4 protein-coding genes and 1 pseudogene are annotated in these 4567 nt (G+C 55.1%); 3 read left to right on the forward strand and 2 right to left on the reverse strand.

Annotated elements, in window-relative coordinates:
- Positions 1-1116: type II secretion system protein GspD (locus NW863_RS09530; protein WP_414365962.1), on the forward strand; the 1116-nt coding region annotated here is incomplete at its 5' end.
- A 123-nt stretch (positions 1117-1239) separates the two neighbouring features.
- On the opposite strand, the pseudogene NW863_RS09535 reads toward NW863_RS09530, so the two are convergent.
- Positions 1240-1958: pseudogene (locus NW863_RS09535) on the reverse strand (IS630 transposase-related protein).
- 544 nt (positions 1959-2502) lie between these two features.
- Here NW863_RS09535 and NW863_RS09540 point away from each other — a divergent pair.
- On the forward strand, positions 2503-3381 hold the full coding sequence (locus tag NW863_RS09540; RefSeq protein ID WP_414365963.1) for a hypothetical protein: 879 nt from the start codon (positions 2503-2505) through the stop codon (positions 3379-3381).
- 180 nt (positions 3382-3561) lie between these two features.
- The gene (locus NW863_RS09545) at positions 3562-3789 is read left to right on the forward strand and encodes a hypothetical protein (protein ID WP_414365964.1); all 228 of its coding nucleotides are present in this window, start codon (positions 3562-3564) and stop codon (positions 3787-3789) included.
- Positions 3790-3937: 148 nt separating this feature from the next.
- Here NW863_RS09545 and pth read toward each other — a convergent pair.
- Positions 3938-4567: aminoacyl-tRNA hydrolase (pth, locus tag NW863_RS09550; RefSeq protein WP_414365965.1), on the reverse strand; the 630-nt coding region annotated here is incomplete at its 5' end.

Here is a 4567-nt window from a genome sequence, read left to right on the forward strand (position 1 = left end):
CAAGAGACGTTTAACTTTATCCTGCGGCTAAAACAGCTACAGGCACAGCGACGGGGCCAAACTGTCTTTATTGGACAAAACCTGCCAGGGGTGAGCGGGATCCTAGTGCGCAACTACCGCCTGAACCAAGCCGTTGCCGCAAATATAGCTCCTCGTCTCGAAGCTGTTTTAAATGCCGTAGCTCCAGGCGCCCAATTTGATGTGGACGAGCGCACCAACTCCATTACCGTGATCGGCACCGAGCGACAGCAGGACATCGCCGCTGCCCAGATTGCTCAACTGGATGTGCGCCGGCGGCAGGTTTTGATTTCCGTAAGAGCGGTCGATATCCGTCTGAACAACAACGAGAGCTTATCGGTTAACTTGGGCGGAGCCTCTGGTAACTTTGCTGTTGGAACCTTGGGAGGGGCAAGCTTCGGTGGCGAGCCACTGAACCAGCCTCAGGGATCCTCAGTAGAATCCATTGGCCCCACTGGGCCATCTGGCTCTATTACAGGTATCTTCAATACCCTCAACCGCCTGCAACAATCCTTGGCTTTGCGAGTTCAAGCAGCCATTCAGAACGGAACCGGCAAGATTTTAACCGATCCCAAAGTGGTGGTGGCAGATGGCAGCTCTAGCCGGATTAGCATTGCCACCAGCGTGCCTGTAAACGTCGAAACCATTACTATACCCCAAGGAGAAAACCAGCCACCAGTTGTTACCCAGCGTTTGCAGAGAGAGGAGGCTGGAGTTATCTTAAACGTTTCGGATGTCAGGATAGATGACAATGGATTTGTTACCTTAACTATTCGGCCTGAGATTTCCATCCCCATACCCATCCAAGTGCTGGAAGGTGGAGACTTTGCAGGGATCCAGCTTTTTAACATTGATAGGAGACAGTTAGAAGCCTCTCAATTGAGACTAAGAGACGGACAGACTTTTATTATCGCCGGCCTAATCCAAGACAGAGATAATGTCGATGTTCGTAAGGTTCCTCTGTTAGGGGACTTGCCTCTTCTAGGTGCTTTGTTTCGCTCCCAGACTGTGAATAATGAGCGCAATGAAGTAGTTTTTATGCTGACGCCCTATATCATGGACGATAACGTAGCCTTTGGTCTACCTTCTAATCTATAAGACAGTAGGAAGTTAGTATGCTAAGCCGTCAAGTTTCTCAATTCTCTGCCATCCTAGTCGTTAGTAACTTGTGCATTACAGCCTGTCAAAGAATCAAGGGGTACAGTAGCAACACCTAGCAAACTAACCTCGGAAGCAGGATGGATTGTTCAGTAGTCAAGAAGTCTTCACTATCTGCTCCAGGCTATACTTTCCAATTCTGGAAAACTGCCAAATAAAATGCTTCAACACCGACCACATCATCTCAATAGGATTCAATTCCGGCGCATACACAGGCAGGTACAGCTAACTACTCCTCTTAGGGAAATAGCTCCAATAACAGTATGCTTTCCCCCTTGCATCTCCGAAGATAATGATAAGCTCTTTGACCATGTAAGCTCCGAGCTACTCCCCATTCCATTCCCTTCCACACCCCTGTCTAGTCGAGGGCAATCAAATCCTCCGGTGGAATATCCCTGACTTCTTGACTATAAGCTAGTCGTTCTCTTTGCACCTCCTCTTCTTGGACTCTCCCACTGCGATAAGTCTTTGCTTTTTCAAGAAATTGTGTATCGTGACAGTCCTCACATCAATCGTGAAGCGCTCCCGCAACAGTTCTTGATGCTGCCACAGGTAGAAGTCTGGGTGTTCTGCAATAATTGCCATCACTTCCTGTCGATGTTGTTCCAAAATACCCACTTGCTTCCTGCCTACTCTCCTGGGGGTTAAATCCTGAGTTTGTTTGTACACTGTACTGTTCTTTTGGTCGCTATGAACTGTTTGGCTACCTGGCGGATAGAGGTCTGACCTGCCAGATAAGCTGCCACGACTCTTTGCCGTAAATCCAAAGAATGGGCTGGCATCCGCTTCTCTCCTTCCTTTTGAAACCTGCACCCTAATTAACAGGCTGTACTCCAGGCTATATACTGCCGAGATTAGGCAGCTTACCGCCAGGACTAATGACCAGGGCTTGCGCCGCCGGATTCGTGGGTCAACCGCTTGGTTCAGCTTGGCATTGAGCAGCGCCGACTTTATCCGGTTGGCGGGGGGTCTCAGCTCCTGTAGCCAGCAACACCACTGACGAAGGATGGGCAAAGAATCGCTGCGTAGAGTCGATCGATCTGGCCGGCGGCGGGATCCCCTAGGGGGAGTTTCCGAGGGTTGGGGAAAGTCTGGACACTGCGGCTATGGCGAACTAGCTTAGAGGCAACTCTTTTCTCAAGTTTTCTCAAGCTAGTTCGTGGGGTGGGATCCATGCTGAGGCCCAGTCTTTTGTTCTCCGGATCGGCGCTTCTGGGTTTGTTGTCTTGGCTGTGTTTGAGCGGCGAATGCGGCTGGTTGGCTTCCCTGCGCAAGGGACGGGGCGCTGTCCCTGAAGTTTCCTCGGCGCCAGCGCAGAGTGTTCAAGTGGCGGCATTTGCAGATGAACCCGATCCTGAGCTCCTGCTCAGGCAACAAGCCCAACTGGAAGCCCAAGTACGGCAGCTGGAGCAGCGCTCTCAAGCGCATCAGTTGCTGGCGCAGCAGGCGGCCCAAAGGGGGATCCCTCTTTCCACCCAGGCTGGCGAGCGTTTTCACTTGGATCGCGTCTATCTGGCGCGGCTAGCTCGATTTCTGGAACAGGAGCCGGGGAACGCGCAGCTGTATCTGCAGCGGGCTCAGTACTTCTGGGATCGGTTGCAGGGCGATCCCTTGGCCTTGCCGGAGCCAGACCAGGCGACTGCTGTTGACCACCTGCTGAGCTTGGCGCTGCGGGATCTGGACATTGCCATTGCTTTGGATCCCTATTTGCCTGAAGCTTACTTGCTCAAGGCCAGGATTCAACACGAGTATTTCGGGGAGCTGGAGCAGGCTTTGGCAACTTTGTCCCCCCTGGATCGCATTGCCTATCGCAACCCCCAACTTCACTTGTTGCGCTCTCGCATCTGGGCCGAACAGGGACATCTGGAATCGGCGTTTGATGTGTCGCACCTGGCCATCGAGCTGGCCAAGCAAAACCAAAGCCCTGCCGATCTTTTCGATGCTTATGTCCATCGCGGCCTGATGTGGGCCAGCATTTGCGACTTCAACTTGGCCGTTCAGGATTTCAGCCGAGCTATCGAGGCGCAGCCGCAGCAAGCCGAGGGCTACTACCACCGCGGCATGGCGCGCGCCTATCAGGGGGAGGATAGGGCCGCTGCCGCTGCCGACCTGGGCCGTGCTTTGACGCTGTGGCAGGCTGCAGGCAGAGGATCCCCAGAGCTGCTGGAATATGTAGAAGCAGTACGGATGGAACTGTTGCAGTAACTCCACTGCTGGCTGGGTTTCTGCTGCGGATCTTTGTCTGGCCCGTTGGGTAGAGAGGTTCTGGGTTTGGGGTCTCTGGGCAGAGGGCGTTTGGCAAGTGCGGCCAAGCCATTCCAGGGTGGTAGAGCCGTCTGTTACCCAGGAAAACTGGAACGCTCCCCTTGAAGAGAACCCAGCCAGATGATGAGCCGAAGACAACTGACCCTCTCCATCTCCTCCATAGCCCTGGTGGTGGCCACAGGGATGCTGCTGCTATTGGGGCAACTGCGCAACCTGGTGCTGACCGCGATGATTGCGTTGGTGGTGGCAGTGGCGCTGGATCCCTTGGTGGATCTGGCGGAGCGGCTGTGCATTCCCGGCTGGCTGGGGGTGGTGGCCATTGTCCAGGGGGGCTGGACGTTTTTGTAGGTGCTGATCCTGTACGTTGCCGTTCAAAACTTGGAAACCTATCGGCTCTCTGGCTTAGCAAGAGAGCCGCTCCCCCGCGGGGAGCAACCTGGAGGGATCCTTGCCCTCTCCTGCCAGTGGCTCTGCGGAGGCCGACTCCCTGACGCGGTCAGCTTTCTCCGGGCGCAGTCTTGGCTGGGTCGAGAGGAGCTGGCGGAGCTGGCCAATCTCGCTCAGATACCGGCTCGGAGAGATCTAGAGGGTTGAAGCGGTTCATGGCCGCCCTTAATCCTTCTTGCAAGCAACACTCCACTGCTTCCACTGCTGCCCTCAGAACCCGCTCCAGCACTGCCTGCTCGGTAGGTTCAAACCTTCCCAAAACATGCCCAACCATGTCTTGGTGGCCTTTGGGCTTGCCCACCCCCAGCCGTAGGCGAGGGAAGGCCTCGCTTCCCAAATGCTGGATGATGGACTTCATGCCGTTGTGTCCACCAGCAGAGCCAGATCCCCGCAGACGCAGGCGACCCAGGGGCAAGTCCATATCGTCGTACACCACCAGAACCGAGGCGGCATCCAACTTGTACCAATCCATCACCGCCCGCACCGACTGGCCAGAACGGTTCATGTAGGTCTCCGGTTTGAGCAGGCGCCGCTTGCCCCCCAGGGCAAGCCCTTCTCCGTAGGAGCCCTGGAACCGCTTTTCCAGAGCCAACGGGATCCCCCAGCGCTCCGCTAGCCGATCCACCACCATAAAGCCGCAGTTGTGGCGGGTGTTGGCATACTGCGGGCCAGGGTTGCC

The sequence above is a fragment of the Synechococcus sp. B60.1 genome (assembly GCF_047462555.1).
Taxonomy (GTDB): Bacteria; Cyanobacteriota; Cyanobacteriia; order Thermostichales; family Thermostichaceae; genus Thermostichus.